The organism is Flavobacterium sp. DW-iso2 (assembly GCF_058725285.1).
This window is the reverse complement of record NZ_JBZXDY010000001.1, coordinates 253,205-274,861: the sequence shown is the minus strand read 5'-3', so window position 1 is coordinate 274,861 and position 21,657 is coordinate 253,205. Positions and strand designations below refer to the sequence as shown.

Annotated in this window: 17 protein-coding genes and 1 tRNA gene; 11 read left to right on the top strand and 7 right to left on the bottom strand. The window is 35.4% G+C overall.

Annotated elements, in window-relative coordinates:
- Positions 1-2 precede the first annotated feature (2 nt).
- Positions 3-1,286: an ornithine--oxo-acid transaminase gene (gene rocD / locus AC4PRO_RS01175; protein WP_492115981.1), complete on the bottom strand. Its 1,284-nt coding sequence runs from the start codon at positions 1,284-1,286 to the stop codon at positions 3-5.
- Positions 1,287-1,515: 229 nt separating this feature from the next.
- On the opposite strand from rocD, the gene AC4PRO_RS01170 reads away from it, so the two are divergent.
- The 7 genes from AC4PRO_RS01170 (at position 1,516) to AC4PRO_RS01140 (ending at position 7,258) form a co-directional block, all read left to right on the top strand.
- Positions 1,516-1,968 carry an Lrp/AsnC family transcriptional regulator gene (locus AC4PRO_RS01170; RefSeq protein WP_492115980.1) on the top strand — a complete coding sequence of 151 codons (453 nt, stop codon included), beginning with the start codon at positions 1,516-1,518 and terminating at the stop codon, positions 1,966-1,968.
- Between the two features lie 131 nt (positions 1,969-2,099).
- Positions 2,100-2,873, top strand: a complete 774-nt coding sequence (locus AC4PRO_RS01165; RefSeq protein ID WP_492115979.1) for a dienelactone hydrolase family protein — start codon at positions 2,100-2,102, stop codon at positions 2,871-2,873.
- A gap of 127 nt (positions 2,874-3,000) precedes the next feature.
- Entirely contained in the window at positions 3,001-3,960 is a 960-nt protein-coding gene (locus tag AC4PRO_RS01160; protein WP_492115978.1) for a DUF3667 domain-containing protein, read from the top strand.
- A 7-nt stretch (positions 3,961-3,967) separates the two neighbouring features.
- Positions 3,968-4,984 carry a M28 family peptidase gene (locus AC4PRO_RS01155; protein WP_492115977.1) on the top strand — a complete coding sequence of 339 codons (1,017 nt, stop codon included), beginning with the start codon at positions 3,968-3,970 and terminating at the stop codon, positions 4,982-4,984.
- A 220-nt stretch (positions 4,985-5,204) separates the two neighbouring features.
- Positions 5,205-5,678, top strand: a complete 474-nt coding sequence (locus tag AC4PRO_RS01150; RefSeq protein ID WP_492115976.1) for an RNA polymerase sigma factor — start codon at positions 5,205-5,207, stop codon at positions 5,676-5,678.
- Positions 5,665-6,261, top strand: coding sequence for a hypothetical protein (locus AC4PRO_RS01145; protein ID WP_492115975.1), 597 nt, complete (start codon positions 5,665-5,667; stop codon positions 6,259-6,261). The genes AC4PRO_RS01150 and AC4PRO_RS01145 overlap by 14 nt, the downstream gene beginning before the upstream one ends.
- Positions 6,262-6,331: 70 nt before the next feature.
- Complete coding sequence (locus tag AC4PRO_RS01140; RefSeq protein WP_492115974.1) at positions 6,332-7,258, top strand: alpha/beta fold hydrolase; 927 nt, start codon at positions 6,332-6,334, stop codon at positions 7,256-7,258.
- Positions 7,259-7,326: 68 nt separating this feature from the next.
- On the opposite strand, the gene AC4PRO_RS01135 is transcribed toward AC4PRO_RS01140, so the two are convergent.
- The 4 genes from AC4PRO_RS01135 to AC4PRO_RS01120 form a co-directional block, all read right to left on the bottom strand.
- Positions 7,327-7,402, bottom strand: a tRNA-His gene (locus AC4PRO_RS01135).
- A gap of 75 nt (positions 7,403-7,477) precedes the next feature.
- Positions 7,478-8,194, bottom strand: a complete 717-nt coding sequence (gene bshB1, locus AC4PRO_RS01130) for a bacillithiol biosynthesis deacetylase BshB1 (RefSeq protein ID WP_492115973.1) — start codon at positions 8,192-8,194, stop codon at positions 7,478-7,480.
- Between the two features lie 66 nt (positions 8,195-8,260).
- Positions 8,261-9,322 carry an isochorismate synthase gene (locus tag AC4PRO_RS01125; RefSeq protein ID WP_492115972.1) on the bottom strand — a complete coding sequence of 354 codons (1,062 nt, stop codon included), beginning with the start codon at positions 9,320-9,322 and terminating at the stop codon, positions 8,261-8,263.
- 45 nt (positions 9,323-9,367) lie between these two features.
- The gene (locus AC4PRO_RS01120) at positions 9,368-9,805 is read right to left on the bottom strand and encodes a PaaI family thioesterase (protein WP_492115971.1); all 438 of its coding nucleotides are present in this window, start codon (positions 9,803-9,805) and stop codon (positions 9,368-9,370) included.
- A 321-nt stretch (positions 9,806-10,126) separates the two neighbouring features.
- Between AC4PRO_RS01120 and AC4PRO_RS01115 the strand changes: the two genes are divergently transcribed.
- The 3 genes from AC4PRO_RS01115 (at position 10,127) to purL (ending at position 17,506) form a co-directional block, all read left to right on the top strand.
- Positions 10,127-11,641: a hypothetical protein gene (locus AC4PRO_RS01115; protein ID WP_492115970.1), complete on the top strand. Its 1,515-nt coding sequence runs from the start codon at positions 10,127-10,129 to the stop codon at positions 11,639-11,641.
- Positions 11,642-11,886: 245 nt separating this feature from the next.
- Positions 11,887-13,719 carry an endonuclease gene (locus AC4PRO_RS01110; protein ID WP_492115969.1) on the top strand — a complete coding sequence of 611 codons (1,833 nt, stop codon included), beginning with the start codon at positions 11,887-11,889 and terminating at the stop codon, positions 13,717-13,719.
- A 112-nt stretch (positions 13,720-13,831) separates the two neighbouring features.
- Positions 13,832-17,506: a phosphoribosylformylglycinamidine synthase gene (gene purL / locus AC4PRO_RS01105; protein ID WP_492115968.1), complete on the top strand. Its 3,675-nt coding sequence runs from the start codon at positions 13,832-13,834 to the stop codon at positions 17,504-17,506.
- 321 nt (positions 17,507-17,827) lie between these two features.
- Here purL and AC4PRO_RS01100 read toward each other — a convergent pair whose 3' ends face one another.
- Positions 17,828-18,778: an NAD(P)H-dependent flavin oxidoreductase gene (locus tag AC4PRO_RS01100; RefSeq protein WP_492115967.1), complete on the bottom strand. Its 951-nt coding sequence runs from the start codon at positions 18,776-18,778 to the stop codon at positions 17,828-17,830.
- 316 nt (positions 18,779-19,094) lie between these two features.
- Entirely contained in the window at positions 19,095-19,310 is a 216-nt protein-coding gene (locus AC4PRO_RS01095; RefSeq protein ID WP_074723045.1) for a hypothetical protein, read from the bottom strand.
- 466 nt (positions 19,311-19,776) lie between these two features.
- Between AC4PRO_RS01095 and AC4PRO_RS01090 the strand changes: the two genes are divergently transcribed.
- On the top strand, positions 19,777-21,555 hold the full coding sequence (locus AC4PRO_RS01090; RefSeq protein WP_492116025.1) for an AMP-dependent synthetase/ligase: 1,779 nt from the start codon (positions 19,777-19,779) through the stop codon (positions 21,553-21,555).
- Positions 21,556-21,657: the final 102 nt, after the last annotated feature.

Below are 21,657 nucleotides of genomic sequence, written 5' to 3'. Positions count from 1 at the left end.
TTTTATTTGAAATCGTTAAGTGCTTTTTCAATAATTGCAAGACAGTCTTGAATTTGAGCTTCCGTAATTACTAATGGCGGAGCAAATCTAATTTTATTCCCGTGAGTTGGTTTAGCCAACAATCCGTAGTCTCTAAATTTCAAACAAATTTGCCAAGCTAAATCAGATTCTTCATCACAATCGATTACTATTGCATTCAACAATCCTTTTCCTCTCACTAAATTAATTATTGGATTTCTGGAAGCGATATCGTTCAATCCTTTTCTCAATATGATTCCGAGACGTTCTGCGTTTTCTGATAAATTTTCGTCACGAACTACTTCAAGAGCGGCAACGGCAACAGCAGCAGCAACTGGATTTCCACCAAAAGTAGAACCGTGTTGACCTGGTTTGATAACATTCATAATTCCATCATTTGCCAATACGGCAGAAACTGGATATACTCCTCCTGAAATTGCTTTTCCTAAAATAAGGATATCTGGTTTTACTTCTGGCGTATTTTCACATCCTTTAGTACAAGAGCAATTGCCACAAGTTGCTAATAATCTACCAGTACGTGCTATTCCTGTTTGTACTTCATCTGCTATGAACAAAACGTTATGAGCTGCACAAAGTGCTTTGGCTTTCGCCAAATAACCTTCGCTAGGAACATAAACTCCTGCTTCACCTTGAATAGGTTCTACTAAAAATCCTGCGATATTTTTACTTGATTTTAAAGTTGCTTCTAGAGCGTCAATATCATCATAGGCAATTTTGATAAACCCATCTGTAAACGGACCGAAGTTTTTACGTGCATTTTCGTCATTTGAAAACGAAATGATTGTCGTTGTTCTTCCATGAAAGTTATTCTCACAAACAATAATTTCTGCTTGATTTTCAGGAATCCCTTTTACTTCATAAGCCCATTTTCTACATAATTTCAAAGCCGTTTCAACAGCTTCAGCACCTGTATTCATAGGTAACACTTTGTCAAAATTGAAATATTTAGTCACATATTCTTCAAAAACTCCTAACTGGTCATTGTGAAATGCTCTAGATGTTAAAGTCAAGGTTTGTGCTTGCTTTACCATTGCTCCAACAATTTTTGGATGACAATGTCCTTGATTTACTGCAGAATATGCAGACAAGAAATCATAATATTTTTTACCATCAACATCCCAAACGAAAACCCCTTCTCCTTTGTCAAGAACTACCGGTAATGGATGATAATTATGAGCTCCATATTTATTTTCTTTTTCTATTAACGCTTCTGCTTTAGAAGAAAGTCCTTGATGTGTGTGTTCCATGATCTATTATTTTTTAATGCTTAGAATACAAAAATACAAATATTTTTTAGTTTTACAATAAAAATAGACGTTATTGACTTATTTATTATTATATAAAGTTAATTTTATCAAATTAGATTGTTAAAAAAGTCAATTCGAGTAAAATAAATCAAAGTTTCGTATGCAAAGAGAAAATAAATAATTACTTTTATACTTATAAAATTACGCATTTTAATTTAAACTAAGTTTCATGGATGTATTAGATGAATTCGATATAAAGATCATAAAGGAATTAGAAAAAGATGGTCGTATGGCGTACTCTGCAATTGCTACGGCATTAAAAATATCAAACACTATGGTGCACCAGCGTATCAATCGCTTAATGGAGCAAGGAATCATTACGGGAATCAAACCCATCATCAACGAAAAAAAAATAGGCTATGATTGGGGCGCTTTTACTGGGATTACTTTAAATAAAGATGAAGATTCAAGCAGAATTATAGAAGAACTTAAAAAAATCCCGGAAGTAACGGAGTGTTATTACATTACAGGTTCTTATACCTTGTATATAAAAATGATTGCTCGTGACCATGAGCACATGAGAAAATTACTCTATGAAAAAATTGACACCATTCAGGGGATTGCAAAAACGGACTCTATGATTGAATTAGGTTGTGCCTTTAAAAGAAATATTTCACTGTAATATTTTGTTCATAAAATTACTCAAATTTGGCGCTTTTCTCAAATAAAGAGATACATACATCAATTTATTCTATAGTATAAAGTTAAATATTTATTTTTATTTCTGATATTTGTATAAACAAATAACACACAATGAAAAATTTAAAATATTTTATTTTGGGAGTTCTTATATCCTCAAACGCCTCTTTTGGTCAATTAAAAGCAGTTGTTTATAAAGACGGAAGTCAGGTTTTAAATGGTTTTAAAATTGCGCCAAAAAAGAAAAGCGACCAAAAACCGGGGATTTTGATCCTTCCTGCATGGCATGGAATTGACAAAGCATCTAAGGATATTGCAGGAGATTTGGCTAATTTGGGGTACTACTCCTTCGTAGCAGATATTTATGGAGAAGGGAATTACCCGAAAGATAATGCTGAAGCAGGCCAAAAATCCAGTTATTACAAAACCAACTATAAGGAATATCAAACAAGAATTTCATTAGCCTTAGAACAATTGATTAAGGCTGGTGCTAATCCCGATAATATTGTAGTTATTGGATATTGCTTTGGAGGAACAGGGGTACTTGAAGCTGCTCGTGGGCATCTCAATGTAAAAGGAGTGGTTTCCTTTCATGGTGGTTTAGGCAGAGATGCTACAAGACCTACCGAAGCGATTACCGCTAAAGTCTTAGTTTGTCACGGAGCTGATGATCCTTACGAATCTGCAGCAGAAATTACAGCCTTTCAACAGGAAATGCGTGACACAAAAGCGGATTGGCAAATGATATATTATGCAGACGCAGTTCATGGCTTTACCAATCCGGAATATGGAAATGATAATTCAAAAGGTGCTGCTTACAATGCCACAGCTGCAAGACGTTCTTTCGAACATTTAAAACTTTTCCTGAATGAGGTATTAAAAAAATAGTACTTTTCTCTTACAGCATGTAACTATTAAAGCTCAAATTGTACTAATATTGCACATGAGTATTAATAGTTCCATGCTTTTTAGCAATAATAATAACTACTAATTCCATAAAACTAATTAACTGTTTATGAGTAAAGGTACTTTAAGAAAAGACAAAATCTGTTTGAATTGTAGATACGTAGTAGAAAATCGCTTCTGCTCTAATTGCGGACAGGAAAATACAAATACGCGAAAAACTTTTCACCATTTATTCATTCATTTTTTTGAAGATTTAACGCATTATGAAAATGCTTTTTGGGAAACCATAAAAAACCTTTTATTCAAACCGGCAACTTTAACCAAAGCCTATCTTTCCGGTAAACGATTGTCATATTTAGCACCGGTACGTCTCTATATTTTTATCAGTTTTATTACCTTTTTATTAATTGCGCTTCTTTCTAATCACGACTCTGATATAGTACATAATAGTGGAGAAAAAAACACAACTAACACTTTAAAGCAAGAAAAAGAAAGCATCAGATTTGAAGATATATCCTTTAGTTCTTTAAAAGAATTAGACTCTATTCAGAAGCAGGCATCTGAGTCTGAAAAACTATCCGATTTTAAATATTGGATAGCCACAAAAATTCTAATTGTCAAAGAAAACAGTACGAACAAAGAAATGATGGGTAAATTTATCGAATCATTTGTGCATAATCTACCTAAAGTTCTCTTTATATTCATGCCGTTCTTTGCCTTCAGCCTATGGGTATTTCATGGCAAAAAGCGATGGTATTATTTTGATCATGGTATTTTTACCTTGCATTATTTCTCCTTTTTATTATTGATTTTTTTAATACTCTTTCTAGCCAATAAATTCCTATCCTTATTTCAAGAATCGGCAGTACTTGAATTTATTACAGTAACTTTGAATTTCATGGGATACGGTTGGATGGTCTACTATTTTTTCCCTGCTCATCGTCGATTTTACGAAGAAACACGAATGATTTCCTTTCTAAAAAGTAGTCTTATTTTTATCATCAACTTCATAATAGTATCTATAATTATTACCCTATTTGCATTTTACACTGTCATCAATCTAAAATAACCCCTAAATGAAAAAAATATTTTCTCTATTTGTGTTGGCCACTACGCTATCGTGCAGTAGCACAAAAGTTACTAAATCAGCAGATAATACTGATCCTACGAAGTATATGAATACCATTACTGCTAATGAGCTAAAAACACATCTTTACATTGTGGCAGCTGACGGAATGGAAGGCCGGGAAACTGGTTCTGCAGGACAAAAAAGAGCTGGAACTTACCTAATCAGTCAATATGTAAAAAATAACATTTCATTTCCTAAAGGAGCGACTAACTTCTACCAAAAAGTTCCTGCTGCCTTTTTGAATGCTAAGCGAGATCAAAGTCTACCTGATTCTGAGAACATTTGGGCCTTTATAGAAGGTTCAGAGAAACCTAACGAAGTCGTAGTTATCTCTGCGCATTACGATCATGTGGGAGTAAAAAATGGAGATGTCTATAATGGCGCTGATGACGACGGTTCAGGAACGGTTGCATTATTAGAAATTTCCGAAGCATTTCAAAAAGCAAAAAAAGACGGTCACGGTCCTAAACGTTCAATCATGTTTTTACATGTAACAGGCGAAGAACATGGTTTATTAGGTTCTAGCTATTACTCGGAGAACCCTTTGTTCCCCATGGAAAACACTATTACAGATATCAATATCGATATGATAGGCCGTCGGGATGCGGCACATGCCAATACGAATAACTATGTGTACGTAATCGGGGCAGATCGTCTGTCAAGTGATTTAGATAATATCACCGCCACGGCAAATAAAAAGTATGTGCAAATGGATCTGGACTATAAATACAATGATCCTGCAGATCCAAATCATTTTTACGAGCGTTCTGATCATTATAACTTCGCAAAGCATGGTGTTCCTTCCGTTTTCTTATTTAATGGTGTTCATGCTGATTATCATCAAAAATCAGATACGCCAGACAAAATCGAATACGATGCCTTAACAAAGAGAGCCCAACTGGCTTTTACGATGGCATGGGAATTGGCTAATAGAGAAAATAGACCCGTTGTAGATAAAAAGTAGATTTAGAATTTGGGCACCTCCTCGCTTCCACTAGCGTTCCAGCGAGACCGGGCTATCCGTTTCAATCTCTCTGGTCTCGTTCTGAAAACGAGACCAGAGAGGATTTCCACTTCTATCCCTGGTGCAAAAAAAGCTTTGAAGTGATTCAAAGCTTTTTTTTGTAACATTATGACCATTTTGGTATCCAAAAGCAATAAACCTATTCAAACAAATACATTTTATGGAATTTGAGGAAATTTACAAAACCTATTGGCACAAAATTTATCGCCTCTGCCGAGGATATGTAGACGATGACGATTGGGCAAAAGACATTGCTCAAGACACATTTATCATTGTATGGAACAAACTAAGCACCTTTAGAGAAGATGCCGCCATTAGCACTTGGATTTATAGAATCGCAGTTAATAATTGCCTGAGACAGTTAGAGAAACAAAAAAGACTACCAAAAGCGGAGTTGCCAGAATACCTGAGTCAGTCTGCCGAACTTCCCATCGATGCTAAAATCGAGTTTTTATATCAATGTATTAATGAACTAAAAGAGCTCGACAGAATTATCATTTCATTGGAATTAGAAGACATTAAACAGTCAGAAATTGCAGTAATAGTCGGTATTTCCGAAGTAAATGTTAGAGTAAAAATCCACCGTATAAAAGAAAAACTAACCGAAAAATTTAAACGATATGACCGAGACTAATTTTAAAGCTTTATGGCAGAAGCAAAAAACACCGGATCAGCTAAACTCAAAAGAAATTGTAGCCATAGCAAAAAAATCACAAAAGAAAACGCGTATAAAACTACTTTTAGGCAACCTCTTGCTGTTTGTGACAATGCTATTTATAACTGGTATTGTATTGTATTTCAAACCAAAAATGATAACAACAAAACTAGGAACTATACTCGTTATCGTCGCCATCATTATGCAAATAGTAGCTTCGACCAATCTTATATCTCTAATAAAAGAAAGTGATTCTCAAACCAATAATGCCGTATATCTAAAACAACTACTGCTGATTAAGAAAAAACAGGCTCTTCTGCAGTCAAAAATAATGGCTCTTTATTTTATATTATTAGGACTTGGACTTTTGTTGTATATGATTGAATATACCCTTAGAATGTCAGTAACTGGAGCTGTATTGACTTATGGAATTACAAGCCTATGGATCGCTATAAATTGGTTTTACTTTAGACCTAGAATAATAAAAAAGCAACAACAAAAACTTGATGACGCTATCACAGCTTTAGAAAGTATGAATAAACAATTCTTAGAAGAAGAATAATTTAATTTTTAGAAGTTGTAACATTTATTCAATTATGGTATCAAAAGCAAATAACCTAAATAAATATACCATGAAACGAATACTTCTATTACTCCTTCTATCATTATCCATTCAGAAAAATTTTTCTCAAGAGCTCTATAGTAAAACTTTTGGAAACCCGAAAAACATTCCAGTCTTGTATCTTCATGGCGGCCCTGGATATAACGCCGCAAGTTTTGAAATTTCTACTGCGCAAGAATTAGCTAACAATAGTTTTTATGTCATTGTTTATGACCGCCGCGGAGAAGGTCGCTCTATCGATGCTAATGCAAAGTTTACTTTTCAGGAAACCTTTGATGATATTAACGTAATCCTTAAAAAATACAATCTTAAAAAGATTAATCTAATAGGTCATAGTTTTGGAGGTATTGTTGCCGCTATGTACGCTGAAAAAAATCCTAATAAAGTAAATACAATAGAATTACTTAGTGCCCCAGTATCATTGCAGGAAACCTTTAAGACCATTCTTCGTTCTTGCAAAAGAATTTACTTGGAGAAAAACGACAAAACAAATCTAAATTATATAGACATGATTGAAAAAATGGACCCCACTTCTGTCGGATATTACGCCTACAGTTTTGCGCACGCCATGCAAAACGGTTTTTATTCTCCGAAGGTAATGAGTGATGAAGCGAAAGCTATTTATTCCGCTACAGTAAAAGAGGATGCCTTTAAATATACTTCTCAAATGAGCCGTGAAGCTCCTCAAGATTTTTTGAAAAACGAAAACTACACTTCTATCGATTTAACAGAGATATTGCAAAAATTAATTTCGAATAAAACTAGAATTTATGCACTATATGGTAAAGAAGACGGGCTATATTCTCCAGAACAGGTAGCGCACTTACAACAAATCATTGGAAGCAATAATATAAAATATTTCGATAATTGCTCCCATAATTTATTCATGGATCAACAATCCCTATTTATAAATTCGACAAAAAAATGGATGAAATAGTTTTGCTGTAATCTCTAAACTTTATTCCACAAAAAAAGCCTCGAATTACTTCGAGGCTTTTGCCTTTTGGGTGGAAGACGGGGCTCGAACCCGCGACCCTCGGTACCACAAACCGATGCTCTAACCAACTGAGCTACAACCACCATAATGCTTAGCGGTGGCAAAGATACAACATAAGTTCACTTTTGCAAATAATTTATTTAAAAATTTACATCAATTTTAGATCAAATCCCCTAAACTATTGACTGCCAAATATCTTTCTACCGTAAAACCTTCACCATAATCTACTCCTACTAACCTACCTAGATCCTGAGAGCGATAATTAAGGCTTTCAAAGAAGTTTTTAGAGGTAATTGGCGACTCAGGCTCTTTAGAATCCTTATCATAAAACTGGGAACCATATGCCAATATCGACTCTATTTTTTTTGCTGTAAATCCAGTAATATCTACGACAAAGTCAGGTTCAATGTTTTTCCATTGAATATAATGGTACACTAATTTAGGCCTCCATGCCAGTTGCTGCTCTCCGTCCAGCTCTGTTTCTACCTTCATTAAACCGGATAAAAAACAAGCGTCAGAAACTAACTTACTCCCTTTCCCGTGATCGATGTGACGATCATCAATTGCATTACACAATATAATCTCTGGTCGGTATTTCCGGATCATTTTTATAATTTCACGTTGGTGCTTTTCGTCGTTGACAAAAAAACCATCACGCATCTCTAGATTTTCCCTAACAGAAACCCCTAAAATTTTTGCAGCAGCATTTGCTTCCTGATCTCTAATTTCGGCTGAACCTCGAGTTCCTAATTCGCCCCGAGTCAAATCGACAATCCCAACTGTTTTCCCTAAGGATATTTCTTTTAAAATGGTTCCCGAACATCCCAATTCTACATCATCTGGATGGGCTCCGAAAGCTAATATGTCTAATTTCATTTTTATCTTTTTTTGTGTCTTTTTCTACCTTCATTTTTCTTCCTTGTAACCTCTTTTATGCTCTTCCTATAACATCCTTTTCATTGTCAGCGACTTATTAACGCTTTCCTCCCACTCTTTTCTTGGATTGCTGTCTTTTGTAATACCACAACCCATATACAAATGTGCCTGATTATCCTTGATTTTCATACATCTTAAATTGACATACAAATCAGATTTTAAAGTGGTTTTATTAAATCCTTCTTTGTTTAATTCGCCAAGAAAACCTGTATAATACTCTCTGTCATAGCCTTCTTTTTCCAAAATAAAAGTCTTTGCTTCTTGTTTAGGTAGCCCACAGACTGCTGGCGTAGGATGCAGAACAGAAATCACTTGCTTCAAATTTGAATTATCGTTTAATACGCCTTCAATATCTGTTTTAATATGCAATAGAGCACCAGCCTTTATGGAATAAGGGCTTGATATCGCTACTTCTGAAGTTAAATCTTTTAAATTATTTAAAATGAAGTCGGTGACGAACTGCTGCTCTTCCATTTCTTTTTTCTCCCAGATTGTTTCTGATGAACCTTGGATTTTTTGCGTTCCCGCCAATGCCATCGTCGAAAATTTTTTATTCTCGGATTTAAGCAATCGTTCCGGTGTCGCCCCCATCCACAAACCTATTTTTGGGTGAAACCAACAATAGCAAAAAGCATTCGGGTAGCTTTTAATTAGTTTTTCGAATACAGAAACTATATCAAAATTAGCTAAGTCCATAATTTCTTTTCTGGATACTACTACCTTTTTAAACATACCCTCCCCTATAGCGTCAATTCCTTTTTGAACCAAAGATTCAAAATGTTCTTGACTTTGTTTATTTTCTGATTTTGTAACATCAAAATCTGGAGTTTCGTCACTGGAAGTTACCAATTCACTCCATTTCACGGACTGATCATAAGGAATAAGTACCATTTGGCTGCCTTCAAAAGGAGCAAAAATAAAACCGGCCTCCTCAAAATTTTCAGCAAAATACAAATGGTCATTTTTCTGAAAATACCCCACCACTTTAATAATATCCGGCTTTTTGTAAAGTACAAAAGGCAAGTTTTGTGATTCCTGTTGTTTTACTTTAATAAAAAAATCAATCATATTTACTTTATTGTAAACCGAAGTTTAATTAATAAAAAAGCCCCCTTATTCTTCTTTTGTCTTTCGTTTAGGCAAAACCATATTGGTCAATTTGCAAAGTGAAATGAGAGTATCATTTTCATCAGTAATGCGTATTTCCCACAGATGGATGCTTCGACCTTGATGAATAATCCTTGCCGTCGCAGTTACTACCCCATTGCGTTTTGCCTTTAAATGATTTGCCGAAATCTCGATTCCACGTACTTCGCTGAGCTCAGGATTAATAAATAAAAATGAAGCCGCACTACCTACACTTTCTGCCAAGGCTACCGAGGCACCACCATGCAACAATCCCATAGGCTGATGAACCGTTGGATTTACAGGCATTGTTGCTGTTAAAAATCCTTCGCCAGCATCAATATACGCAATATTTAAGGTTTCCATTAACGTGTTTTTGGAAATACGATTACAGTATTCCAGTATTTTTTCTTTATCGAATGTCATGAATTTTATTTTATAGAATGTAAATTTATACAAAAGAGGAGAAACAAAATAGTAAAAACAATCTTTAGCATAGAATTAGCTTTTGTTCGTAATTAAAATCAACGGATTATTGTTGGATTTAGAAATAGGGAATCTTAATTTAAACCATTAAGAAATTAAAAACAATTTAGTTTTAATACCGTAATTATTTATTTCTCTCGTTCCGTTATTGCACAAACTATTTATTGTTAGCAATAAAGAAAGTCCTAATGTAAATTCTTATCTAAAAAATCAGCACCATTCAAATGAGTTTTTTCTTATTTTTACACAAAATCAAACGAAATGCGTCCTTTCTCTCTATTGCTTTTTATCGGAATATTATTTTCAGTTTGTTCTTGTCGTTCTGATTTTGAAACGGTTGCCAGCACTGGAGATTTAACTTTTTCAAAAGACACTATCTATCTGGATACCGTTTTTAGTAACATCGGTTCCAGTACCTACCGACTCAAAGTTTACAATAAAAGTAAAAATGATATTAGCATTCCCACGATAAAACTGGCAAAAGGGCTAAATTCTAAATACCGCATGACCGTGGACGGAATGCAAGGAAGCGAAGGGAAATCATTTAAAAACATCGACCTACTTGCAAAAGATAGCTTATATATTTTTATAGAAACCACTGCCAATAGCACCGATACCAACCCAACTGATTTCCTATATACTGACCAAATTGAATTTGATGCCGGAACAAATTTACAAAAGGTAGAGTTAGTGACGCTTATACAAGATGCCATTTTCTTGTATCCAAAACGCTTTGCAGATGGTACTACCGAAACACTGCCGCTGGGTGACGAAAAGATTTATGGTTTTTATCTAGATGAAAATGACCCCGTAAACGGAAACGAGCTCGTATTTAATAATCAAAAGCCGTATGTTATTTACGGCTACGCTGCGGTTCCCTCAGGAAAAAAAGTTGTTTTTAATGCCGGTTCTCGTGTTCATTTCCATGCTAACTCTGGACTTATCGTGAGTAATAACGCCTCAATAAACATAAATGGCTCCAAATCAAATTCAGCGCTATTTGAAAATGAAGTCATTTTTGAAGGCGATCGTCTGGAACCTGAGTATTCAAATGTTCCCGGCCAATGGGGAACGATATGGCTTACAGACGGTAGCACAAATAACGTCATAGACCATTTGACTATTAAAAATGCAACCATTGGCCTATTAATTCAAAACAATGACGGAACTACAGTATCCATAAAAAATACCCAAATTTACGATTCGTCCAATTATGGGATCTTAGCTCAAACAGCAAAAATCAATGGAGAAAATATTGTAATTAATTCTGCAGGACTAGCGAGTTTGGCTTGTTCTTATGGTGGGAATTATAAATTCACTCATTCCACGTTCAATAATAACTGGAATAGTTCGTCCCAAGTGGCCGTTGCAATAGATAATTTTATTGAAGGTGCCATTCCTGAAGTTAAAGACCTAACACAAGCCACTTTTAACAACTGCATTATTTATGGCTCATATTCGAACGAATTAAGCTTAACTAAAAAAACAACGGCTACATTTAACTATCAATTCAACAATTGCCTGATAAAGTATGATGCTACAACCACAAATCAGGATTACCAATTCACGACTGACGCCACTCACTATACTGGTATACTTTTAAACCAAAGCCCTAAGTTTTATAAAGCTTCTCAAAACAAACTTACTATCGACGAAACTTCCGGCGCTCTCGCAAAAGGGAATTCGGCCTATTTGATTCCGTTAGATATTTTAGGAAACACAAGAACTACTCCTCCTGACTTAGGTGCGTATCAAAACAAACCTTTTCCTAAATAACTCTCATTCCAACTGTAGAAACGCTAATCTCTACTCCAACCTCTTTTAATAAATATTCCTTTAAATACACAACATATAGTAACTACTGTAAGATAATTAACAAAAATAGTAAACATTTCATAACATACTGTACTCCTAAAACATTTAGATTTGCCAACATCTAAAAAGTCAAATTCAAAAAATTCCGTCTTTTTGAACCTTCTTTTTGGATGCCCTAATTAACAAATCAATTTAAATTAAATTTTATGAAAAAAACCTACTCTTTTCTCTTTTTATTATTCTTCACAGCAGCTATTGCCCAAATACCATCGGGTTATTATGCAACAGCCACAGGAACATCTTACACTCTGAAAACTCAATTGTACACTATTATTAAAGGCCATACGGATAATGGTTACGGTGGACTTTATACTACTTATCAAACATCGGATGTCGATAATTTTTATGAAAATGATGGTACTGTTTTAGACATGTATTCTGAAAAAACAAACGGCACTGATCCTTATAATTATTCAACAGGATCTACACAACGATGTGGTAACTATTCCACGGAAGGGGATTGCTACAACAGAGAACATATCATTCCACAATCTACTTTTGGTTCAGCGGCTCCCATGGTTTCTGATGCTCATTTTATCACCCCAACGGATGGAAAAGTAAACGGACAAAGATCCAATTATCCACATGGAACTGTAGCAACAGCAACCTGGACTTCGCTTAACGGAAGTAAATTAGGTTCTAGTTCCGTTTCTGGTTATGTAGGAACTGTTTTTGAACCAATTGACGAATTTAAAGGAGACATTGCCAGAATGTATTTCTATTTTGCCACTCGTTATGAAACTACTGTTTCTGGTTATGCTTACCCCATGTTTAATGGAACCAGCACTCAAGTCTTTACAACTTCATTTTTAAACATGCTCCTAGCTTGGAATGCCTTAGACCCAGTTAGCCCAAGAGAAATTGCCCGTAACAAAGCAATTTATGTTACTCAAAATAATAGAAATCCATACATTGACCATCCTGAATATGTTCAGCAAGTATGGAATCCAACTGCTGATACTACAGCACCTTCAAATCCCACTAATTTAGTAGCTTCAGGAACAACACAAACAACAACTAATTTATCTTGGACTGGCTCAACTGATAACGTAGCCGTAACAGGATACAATGTTTACCAAGGAACAAGCTTAAAAGCTACCGTTACTGGAACTTCATATGCCGTTACAGGATTAACAGCCGCTACTGCTTACACTTTTTCAATAAAAGCAAAAGATGCTGCAGGAAACATTTCGGCTTCAAGCAACTCGGTAAATAGTACTACTACAGCTGCCACGGGCTCAACAACTGAATTATTATTTTCAGAATATATTGAAGGTTCATCAAACAACAAAGCGCTTGAAATTTCAAATGCTACAGGTATCGCCATTAATCTATCTGTTTATAGTGTGAAAAAACAAACTAACGGTGCTGGATCTTGGAGCTCAGGAATCGCCTTAAGCGGAACATTAAATAACGGAAGTAAATTTACTTTGGTAAACAGCTCCATGTCATCAAGTTGTTATCCTAAAAGTTCAGCAAATATTTCTACTGCTGCTGCCGAAATGACTTTCAATGGTAATGATGCTGTCGGTTTATTTAAAAACGGAGTGCTTATCGATATCATTGGTACCTTCAATGGTGGAACAGCAAACTTTGCCGCTAATGTAACCTTAAGAAGAAAAATAACCGTAACTGGCCCAAAAACAACTTTTAATAAAACAGCTGAATGGGATTCTTATGCAGCAGATACTTGTAATAATCTTGGAAGTAAAATAATTTCTAAAGAGGCTAAAGAAGAAATAGTTATAGATGGAAACGATGTCACGATATATCCAAATCCTTCAAACGGTAGCTTCACGATAGACAATTCAAACAAAGCCTTTTCAGTTGAAATTTATAATCTTTTAGGACAAAAAGTTTTTGAAAGTAATAATACTAATGGAACAGCTTTATCAGTTTTACACCTAGACAAAGGACTGTATTTAATAAAAATAACGGATGACGCAAAAACTTCTGTTAAAAAAATCATTATCAATTAGTTGACACAAAAATAACATCCATTTTAAAAGCGGCAATTATGCCGCTTTTTTTATTAGAAATTTTAATCTTAATTGACTAAATTTGCACTAAAATACAACAAACTACACAACAATGATCCATTTCTTTGAAAACCAAAGCAAAACTGTTTTTGCAGTACAAACGCAAAACGAAATTTCAGCTCAAGACATTTCAAAATTAAACTGGCTTTTTGCCGACTCAAATAAAATTGAAAAATCCGTACTAACGGATTTTTTTGTTGGTCCCCGCGCCGCTATGGTCACTCCTTGGAGTACTAATGCCGTTGAAATTACCCAAAATATGGCCATTTCAGGAATCATCAGAATTGAGGAGTTTCATTATGCTAAAGCTGATTCTGAGGATTTTGATCCGATGCTTTCGCAAAAATATTCCGAGTTAAATCAAACAATTTTCACTATCGATATCGCACCAGAAGCCATTTTGGATATTGATGATATTGCAGCTTACAACAAACAAGAAGGATTGTCTTTAAGTCCAGAAGAAGTAGAATACCTTGATAACTTAGCTGTTAAAATAGGTAGAAAACTAACTGATTCTGAAATATTTGGTTTTTCACAAGCCAATTCAGAGCATTGTCGTCACAAGATTTTCAACGGGAAATTTGTTATTGATGGTGTAGAAAAAGAATCTTCTTTATTCAAAATGATTAAGAAAACATCGTTAGAAAATCCTAACGACATCGTTTCGGCATATAAAGACAATGTAGCTTTTGTAAAAGGACCTCGTGTAGAACAATTCGCTCCAAAAAGCGCAGACAAACCTGATTTTTACCAAGTAACAGAATTTGATTCGGTTATTTCCTTAAAAGCAGAAACACATAATTTCCCAACTACGGTAGAGCCTTTCAATGGAGCTGCAACGGGTTCAGGTGGAGAAATTCGTGACCGTCTAGCAGGTGGACAAGGTTCATTACCTATGGCGGGAACAGCAGTTTATATGACTTCTTATTCTAGATTAGAAGACTCATTCGACTCCGCTCAGAGTAGTCGCCCATGGGAAAACGGAATGGCCGAGAGAAAATGGTTGTACCAAACTCCAATGGATATTTTAATCAAAGCCTCAAACGGAGCTTCTGATTTTGGAAATAAATTCGGACAACCACTTATTACTGGTTCTGTTCTGACTTTCGAACACGAAGAAGATGCTCGTAAATTAGGTTTCGACAAAGTGATTATGCAAGCGGGTGGAATTGGTTACGGAAAATTAGAACAAGCGATCAAAAAAATACCACAAACAGGAGACAAAATTGTTATCCTGGGAGGAGAAAATTATAGAATCGGAATGGGTGGAGCTGCGGTTTCTTCTGCAGATACAGGAGCATTTAGTTCTGGTATCGAGTTAAACGCAATCCAACGTTCGAATCCAGAAATGCAAAAAAGAGTGGCTAATGCTATTCGTGGATTGGTAGAAAGCAATGAAAACCCAATCGTATCCATTCACGATCACGGTGCTGGAGGACACTTAAACTGTCTGTCAGAACTAGTGGAAGATACCGGAGGTTTAATTGATTTGGACAAATTGCCTTTAGGTGACCCTACTCTTTCGGCAAAAGAAATCATCGGTAACGAGTCTCAAGAAAGAATGGGATTAGTTATTGGGCAAAAAGACATTGACACCTTACAAAAAATTGCCGATAGAGAGCGCGCTCCTATGTACCAAGTAGGTGACGTAACCGGAGACCATCGTTTTACTTTCGAATCAAAAACTACGGGTGCTAAGCCAATGGATTTTGCTTTGGAAGACTTTTTTGGAAGTTCGCCAAAAGTGGTGATGACCGATTCTACTATCGAAAGAAAATATGCTGATTTAGATTATTCGAAAGATAAAATCTCAACCTATTTAGAACAAGTGCTTCAATTAGAAGCAGTAGCTTGTAAAGACTGGTTGACAAATAAAGTAGACCGTTGTGTGGGTGGTAAAGTAGCCAAACAACAAACTGCAGGACCATTGCAATTGCCGTTGAATAACTGCGGTGTAATGGCTTTGGATTATAACGGAAAAGAAGGAATTGCTACTTCTATAGGGCATTCGCCTGTAGCCGCTTTGCTTGATCCTGTTGCAGGAAGCAGAACTGCTATTGCCGAGGCTTTATCGAATATTGTGTGGGCTCCAATTAAAAACGGTTTAGACGGAATATCACTTTCGGCTAACTGGATGTGGGCTTGTAAAAACGAAGGAGAAGATGCTCGTTTGTACGCCGCCGTAGAAAGTTGTTCGAATTTTGCAATCGAATTGGGAATCAATATTCCAACAGGAAAAGACTCCCTTTCGATGAAACAAAAATATCCAAACGAAGAAGTAATTGCTCCGGGAACGGTAATTATTACTGCCGGTGGTAACTGTACCGATATCAGAAAAGTGGTAGAACCTGTCCTTCAAAGAGACGGAGGTTCAATATATTATATTAATTTATCGCAAGATGAGTACAAACTAGGTGGTTCTTCACTTGCACAAACGTTGAATACTATCGGGAAAGACGCACCAACAATTAAAGATGCAGCCTTTTTCAAAAGAGCCTTCAATACCATTCAAGAATTAATATTGGAAGACAATATTCTTGCAGGACACGACATAGGAAGTGGTGGTTTGATTACTACCCTTTTAGAAATGTGTTTTGCTGATAATAATTTAGGTGCCAAAATAGATTTCTCTGTTTTTGAAGAGAAAGACATCATCAAATACTTGTTTTCAGAGAATATCGGAATCGTGTTCCAAGCCAAAGACGATGCGGCTTTAGAGAATAAACTAAACACAAATGGAGTTTCTTTCTACAAATTAGGAACAGCAACTTCCGAAGCAACTTTAGACTTTGGCCCTTGCAAATTAGACATTGCGAAATACAGAGACGTTTGGTTTAAAACTTCGTTTTTATTAGACCAAAAACAATCTAAAAATGGAACGGCACAAGCGCGTTTTGACAATTACAAAAACCAAGCATTAAACTATACTTTCCCAACACATTTCACAGGAAAAAAACCTGTCATCTCGAGCGGAGTCGAGAGACCAAAAGCGGCAATTATCCGTGAAAAAGGAAGTAATTCGGAACGCGAAATGGCAAACGCTATGTACCTTGCGGGTTTTGATGTAAAAGACGTTCACATGACCGATTTGATTTCAGGTCGGGAGACATTAGAAGACATTCAATTCATCGGAGCTGTTGGAGGTTTCTCTAACTCAGATGTATTGGGTTCAGCCAAAGGTTGGGCAGGAGCATTTAAATACAACGAAAAAGCAAATACTGCCTTGAAAAACTTCTTCAAACGAGAAGATACTTTGTCTGTTGGAATTTGTAATGGTTGTCAGTTGTTTATGGAATTGGAAGTAATTAATCCAGAGCACGAAGTACACGGAAAAATGTTGCATAACGAAAGCCACAAACACGAAAGTATCTTTACTTCGGTAACGGTACAGGATAACAAATCAGTGATGTTGTCATCATTAGCAGGAAGCACTTTAGGAGTTTGGGTTTCACATGGTGAAGGTAAATTCAACTTACCAATGGGTGAAGGAAATTACAATATCGTAGCTAAATATGGTTATGAAGGTTATCCAGCAAACCCGAATGGTTCTGATTTCAACACAGCTATGTTATGTGATACAACAGGTCGTCACTTAGTGATGATGCCACACATTGAACGTTCTACGTTTCAATGGAACTGGGCGCATTACCCAAAGGATAGAAACGATGAAGTTTCCCCTTGGCATGAAGCCTTTGTGAATGCCAAAAAATGGATTGACAAAAAATAAAACTCACACTTTATATATAGAAAGCGTTCTCGAAAGAGAGCGCTTTTTTTGTGGGATATAGTTAACTATTTTTTGGGCGTGCCCCAAGGGTCAGGCTATTCGCTACAATCTCTCTCCTCTCGTTTTAAGAACGAGACGAGAGAGGATTTCCGCTGCTATCCTTCACGCACTCCAAAAGAAAAATGATTCAAGTAGAATAATCCAACTCTTAACCGATATAATTGCTTTTTGAACAAAAAAAAACATTCCTAATAATCCATTGCGTAATGATACAGAAATGACTTATTAGGAATGTAAATCCAATAAATAGGGTTTGTAAAACTACACCGTTAATGTATCAACGATTGCAGTAACTGGTCGTATTGCAGTCGTGTTTTCAATAGTCGGCCCGGCAACCCAAACCGTTTTGTAGGTAAATTCAGTAGCTGCTTTAGTTACAGCGTTAGATCCCATTATGTATCGGATCATTTTAACCCACTTTTTCAAGCTTTTATTTTTATTTAAAGTGCTTTCTAACCACGTTTGTTTCGTTCCTACTTTTTGAATGTAAGGCGTATTAATTACGGTACATGGTGTCCCCGAAATTTTCTCGGTCAAGACAATATCTTTGGCTCCATAGTCAACACAAGCTTGTTTGTATTCCTCTGAAACACCTGACTCTAATGAGGCTATAAATGGACTCCCCACAGATACGCCTATTGCACCATAGCCTAACATTTCATCTAAATCTGATTTAGTACTCACACCTCCAGCAGAAATAACAGGCAATCCAGTATTTTCATTTAATTCTTTAATCAATTGCTCTGGTGATTGCGGGCCTCTATGACCTCCAGCCAAATTGTTAACAGCAATAATAGCATCAGCACCTAGACTTTCTACTTTTTTGGCGAAAGCCAAATCGGTAACATCACAAAAAACTTTAATTCCTACTTTATGAGCTGCCTTAATGGTTTCTTCTGGTGAACCTAAAGAAGTAATTATAAAATCTACTTTTTCTTCACATAGAACGGCTAATTGATCCTTGTATTTGATATTTGATTTATTCACAATCAAATTATAACCAAAACTACCTCCTACTACTTTAGCTGCCTTAAGTTCTATAACGGAAGCGCGAAGTTCCTCTAATGTGCGGTAATTTAGGGCTGGGATACAACCTGCCACACCCGATTTCATTCCTTCAATTACCATTTTAGTATTTGAAACAAGAAACATAGGCGCCATTATCAGTGGTCGATCAATATTCAATAGAGAAGTTAACGTAGGCTTAGTCATTACTTAAAGTTTTAATTCGAACAAATATAACTAAATATACTATGCACGCCTACTATTTATAAAGTAAAGACAAAGAACACAAGAATTGCATCTAACATACCACTATAAAACCGCGCATATTTTCGAATATTATTAAAAAAAGGAGTATAAAGTGTTTAAATACTTTATACTCCTTTTTAGATCTGACAACAGTATTTAGCATCAAAAAAACTGATAGCTTTACTGTATTATAGGATACTCCCTTGAAACATTACTGATCTCAAAGGGCCAACCATTTTGAGACAATACTCATATTATTATGTTTACACCAAAACTACTATAACAATACGGCTTCCGTTACATTTTCCTCAATGTCAATTTCGACATTAGCCATAAAAATTTCAGGTTCCCTCACAGTTAGCCAATAATCGGCGATAATACTCAAAACGACATCTTTTAAACCGCTCAACGAGCTCTCAACTTGATGTTCTTCGTCTTTAATTACTTCAATAAGCAATTCGTTTACTTTTCTAATTTTTTCTGAATTCGTCATCGTGTTTATTAATTAATTGCTGTCTACACAGTATTATTAAATGTCTAAAAATTTCTAAATATTGGAACTTAATATCTTAAATGACTTCACATTAAAGCATATTCAAATCTCGTTTATTTTCGCAATAAAAGTAAATGAAATAACTTTTTATGACAATACCCACTTTTAGTGATATTTCAAATAAAATACTTCTTGAAATTAGCGAATAAAAACTGTTTAGAGTAAACCGTGGATATTAGTATGCTTATTTTTCGCTACAACTGCCGTATTCTTATAAAATTATTTAAATAATGATTGTATTTTCACTATCTATTTTTTAACAATATATCGCTACAATAGGCTATTTCATAGATAATAAAACCCTCCTGAATAGCATAAAATAATATCAATTCAATTATAAAATTTACACAAAAAGAGAATTATCACTATTTTTTAACTATTTTGCAACTACATTAAACATTAAATGATGACATCCGTAACTAGAATTTTTGATTTCCCATATTATCAGCTAGAAAAATATACTTCAATAGCAGATGCTTTTGTAACAAAGAAAAATGGCGTTTGGGAAAAAACTTCAACTGAAGAATTTATTTCCAAAGCCAATGCTATTTCTGGCGCTCTCTTGCGAATGGGCATTCAGAAAGACGATAAAATCGCAATGATTTCTACTAACAACAGAACGGAATGGAGTATTGTGGATATTGGTATTCTACAGATAGGTGCACAAAATGTACCCATCTATCCTACAATCACGGCAGATGACTATGCTTACATACTCAACCACTCTGGTGCAACGTATTGTTTTATATCCGACTTGGAAATATTTGAAAAAATCAATTCAATACGAGATAAAGTTCCTGCTCTAAAAGAAGTATACTGCTTCGATGAAATTCAAGGCTGCAAAAACTGGTCAGAATTGCTTCTTCTTGGCGAAGACCAAAGCAATCAAAATGAACTTGAAACACGAAAAGAAAAAGTACTACCTCTAGATATGGCTACCATTATCTATACCTCTGGAACCACTGGAACACCCAAAGGGGTTATGCTTTCGCACCAAAATCTTGTTTCCAATGTCCTTGCTATTGTTAACTTAGTTCCGTTCCCAGCTGGCAATGCAAAAGCACTGAGCTTCTTGCCTGTCTGTCACATTTTTGAACGCACCGCTTTATATTTATATCAATATCATGGTGTTTCGGTTTATTTTGGGGAATCCATAGAGAAAATTAGTGATAATATAAAGGAAGTAAAACCAACTATGATTACTGCAGTCCCGAGACTTCTAGAAAAGGTATACGATAAAATCTATGCAAAAGGAACGGAACTGACAGGAATTAAAAAGAAGCTGTTCTTTTGGGCCATTAATTTAGGTTTGCGATTTGAACCTTACGGCGCCAATGGAATATGGTATGAAATGCAACTTAAAATTGCAAGAAAATTAATTTTCAGCAAATGGAAAGAAGGATTAGGTGGGAATCTCGAATTGATTGTTAGCGGTAGCGCTGCCTTACAACCCAGATTAGCACGTGTTTTTACGGCAGCAGACATTCCAGTTTTAGAAGGCTATGGTTTAACAGAAACCTCCCCTGCAATTTCATTCAATGATTTAAAAAACAAAGGCTTAAGAATAGGTACTGTAGGAAAACCAATTGAGTATGTAGAAGTAAAAATTGCCGAAGACGGCGAAATCCTTTGTAAGGGACCTAACGTAATGATGGGGTATTATAAAGATGAGAAATTAACTAACGAAGTCATTGTTGACGGTTATTTCCATACTGGAGATATAGGAATTATTGACGCGGACGGCTTTTTAAAAATAACGGATCGAAAGAAAGAAATGTTCAAAACCTCTGGAGGAAAGTACATAGCACCACAATTAATAGAAAACACAATGAAACAATCCCGTTTTATTGAACAAATTATGGTCATAGGAGAAGGACAAAAAATGGCGGCCGCGCTTATCCAACCTAATTTTGAATTCTTAAAAGAATGGGCTGCCATCCATAAATTAGACATTGGAAAAACGAATAGTGATTATGTTGTGCATGAAAAAGTACTAGAACGCATACAACAAGATATAGACAATTTGAATGAAAAATTTGGAAGTTGGGAAAAAATCAAACGCTTTGAATTGACAGCTGAAGTTTGGTCGATAGATGGTGGACACTTAACTCCGACACTTAAACTGAAGAGAAAAATTATTAAAGAGCTTTACAAAGACCAATACCAGAAAATATACAACCTATAAATCGTTAAAATTAACGAGATTGCTACTAAACATGAAAAAAAAGCGCACATTATAGCTTTGTAATGTTTAAAATTAGTGTAAAAATTTGAAATATAGCTAATT

Bases quoted from the DNA above. Each gene is read 5' to 3' on its own strand.
- rocD (WP_492115981.1), bottom strand. From the start codon at position 1,286: ATGGAACACACACATCAAGGACTTTCTTCTAAAGCAGAAGCGTTAATA.
- AC4PRO_RS01170 (WP_492115980.1), top strand. From the start codon at position 1,516: ATGGATGTATTAGATGAATTCGATATAAAGATCATAAAGGAATTAGAA.
- AC4PRO_RS01165 (WP_492115979.1), top strand. From the start codon at position 2,100: ATGAAAAATTTAAAATATTTTATTTTGGGAGTTCTTATATCCTCAAAC.
- AC4PRO_RS01160 (WP_492115978.1), top strand. From the start codon at position 3,001: ATGAGTAAAGGTACTTTAAGAAAAGACAAAATCTGTTTGAATTGTAGA.
- AC4PRO_RS01155 (WP_492115977.1), top strand. From the start codon at position 3,968: ATGAAAAAAATATTTTCTCTATTTGTGTTGGCCACTACGCTATCGTGC.
- AC4PRO_RS01150 (WP_492115976.1), top strand. From the start codon at position 5,205: ATGGAATTTGAGGAAATTTACAAAACCTATTGGCACAAAATTTATCGC.
- AC4PRO_RS01145 (WP_492115975.1), top strand. From the start codon at position 5,665: ATGACCGAGACTAATTTTAAAGCTTTATGGCAGAAGCAAAAAACACCG.
- AC4PRO_RS01140 (WP_492115974.1), top strand. From the start codon at position 6,332: ATGAAACGAATACTTCTATTACTCCTTCTATCATTATCCATTCAGAAA.
- bshB1 (WP_492115973.1), bottom strand. From the start codon at position 8,194: ATGAAATTAGACATATTAGCTTTCGGAGCCCATCCAGATGATGTAGAA.
- AC4PRO_RS01125 (WP_492115972.1), bottom strand. From the start codon at position 9,322: ATGATTGATTTTTTTATTAAAGTAAAACAACAGGAATCACAAAACTTG.
- AC4PRO_RS01120 (WP_492115971.1), bottom strand. From the start codon at position 9,805: ATGACATTCGATAAAGAAAAAATACTGGAATACTGTAATCGTATTTCC.
- AC4PRO_RS01115 (WP_492115970.1), top strand. From the start codon at position 10,127: ATGCGTCCTTTCTCTCTATTGCTTTTTATCGGAATATTATTTTCAGTT.
- AC4PRO_RS01110 (WP_492115969.1), top strand. From the start codon at position 11,887: ATGAAAAAAACCTACTCTTTTCTCTTTTTATTATTCTTCACAGCAGCT.
- purL (WP_492115968.1), top strand. From the start codon at position 13,832: ATGATCCATTTCTTTGAAAACCAAAGCAAAACTGTTTTTGCAGTACAA.
- AC4PRO_RS01100 (WP_492115967.1), bottom strand. From the start codon at position 18,778: ATGACTAAGCCTACGTTAACTTCTCTATTGAATATTGATCGACCACTG.
- AC4PRO_RS01095 (WP_074723045.1), bottom strand. From the start codon at position 19,310: ATGACGAATTCAGAAAAAATTAGAAAAGTAAACGAATTGCTTATTGAA.
- AC4PRO_RS01090 (WP_492116025.1), top strand. From the start codon at position 19,777: ATGACATCCGTAACTAGAATTTTTGATTTCCCATATTATCAGCTAGAA.